Source organism: Propionispora sp. 2/2-37 (genome assembly GCF_001298735.1).
Classification (GTDB): domain Bacteria; phylum Bacillota; class Negativicutes; order Propionisporales; family Propionisporaceae; genus Propionispora.
Map to the genome: position 1 here is coordinate 1 of NZ_CYSP01000042.1, position 1,550 is coordinate 1,550.

The following is a 1,550-nucleotide window of genomic DNA, read 5'->3' on the forward strand; positions in this document are numbered from 1 at the left end:
TTCAGACTGAAGACAAAAATGCACTTTACGCGAAGCGTAAGGTGCATTTTTGCAATAAAGAAACCCAAGAAGATAACCTTGAAGTCTGTTTTCGCCAGAAATCCTGGAATAAAGGAGCTAGGATACCCTTTCTACGTTTCCAGATAGCCAGCTTCTTTAAATTCATGCATGCAAAAGTAAGCGTTACCTGCAGTTTCACTTTCTGTAGACCACGCAGTTGAGCATATCTGAGAGCATGTTTCTCTTTCGCATCGGCAAATACTCGCTCGATAGTTTGCCTTCTCATTTGGTAGATATCTCGGTACTCAGGTGTATGCCGATAGTCTTCTGCTAGCTCCATATACTTATCCCAGACATGAAGGGTTACCACTTTTTGATGGGATTTGCTTTTTGTACATTGGCTCAAATAGGGACAACTTTGACAATCAGTTGGATTGCTCTTGTATTCCCGGTATCCTTCCCGGTTCGTAGTACTGTATTCTAATATCCGGTTGGCCGGACAGAGAACACAATCATAATATTCGTCATAAACATATTTATGTTTCTTGAAAAATCCAGCTTTGGCCATCGGCCGTTTATAGGGTACAGCGGCAATTCGTTCACTATCCATGATCTGTTTCATGATCCAAGGGGTCTTGTAACCGGCATCCACTGCGATTACCTGCATTTGGGGGAATTTCTCAAGCAAGCGGGCATACAGATCATCAAACATTCTGCTATCATGTGTATTGCCTGGAGCTAAATCGAAATCAAGTATGAAATTATGCCGGTCACAGGCCGTATTGGCTACATAGGCAAAACACTTCTCATGCTCGCCTTTATGAAACAAGCCGCTTTCCGGATCGGTTGTACTTTGTTTGATAGTCTGAGTTTCTGGACTCTTTGGATCGTTATCATCTTTTTTCTTGAAGGGCTTTTTGCCATGAGCTTGCCGATCCTTGGCTATTTCTTCGTCCAGTTGCTGTTGATAATGTCTGGCCTGTTTTTCTACGACTTGCTGGCTAGCTTTACGTTTATTAGCATTTGCTTTAATGTGTGTTCCATCCATAAATACTGCGCTTGCATCTACAAAGCCGCATCGAACTGCTTCCTGCAATATCCGGGTAAATATCCTCTCAAAGATATCTGTACCCTCAAATCGACGGCTATAGTTCTTCCCGAAGGTTGTAAAATGGGGAATTGATTCGCCGATATCGTATCCGATGAACCAACGATAAGCATTGTTAACCTCAATTTCTTTAATGGTTTGCCTCATACTGCGAATCCCAAATATGTATTGAACGAATACAATCTTAAAAAGGCACACCGGGTCTAGCCCTGGTTTTCCCCAGGCTTCCTCGCCGTACAAACCCTGCACTTCCTCGTAGATGAAACTAAAATCTATGGCTCGGTCTATATCTCTTAGCAGATGCTCTTGTGGTACCAGATCCTCCAAGCAAAGAAACTTTATTTGTCTTTGATTCATTCGGTTCTTCTTCACATACAAATAAATCACTCCCAGTTCTATTTTATCATAGAACTGGGAGTGATTCCTTTTTGTCTACACTCTG

General features: G+C 42.1%; 1 protein-coding gene. It reads right to left on the bottom strand.

Translation table 11 applies throughout. From position 1 onward, the window contains the following. Positions 1 to 25: 25 nt before the first annotated feature. The gene (locus P22_RS19865; RefSeq protein ID WP_082378577.1) at positions 26 to 1,465 is read right to left on the bottom strand and encodes an IS1182 family transposase; all 1,440 of its coding nucleotides are present in this window, start codon (positions 1,463 to 1,465) and stop codon (positions 26 to 28) included. Between the last annotated feature and the right edge of the window lie 85 nt (positions 1,466 to 1,550).

Coding starts and splice junctions, on each gene's coding strand:
- P22_RS19865 (WP_082378577.1), bottom strand. CDS start 1,465: ATGAATCAAAGACAAATAAAGTTTCTTTGCTTGGAGGATCTGGTACCA.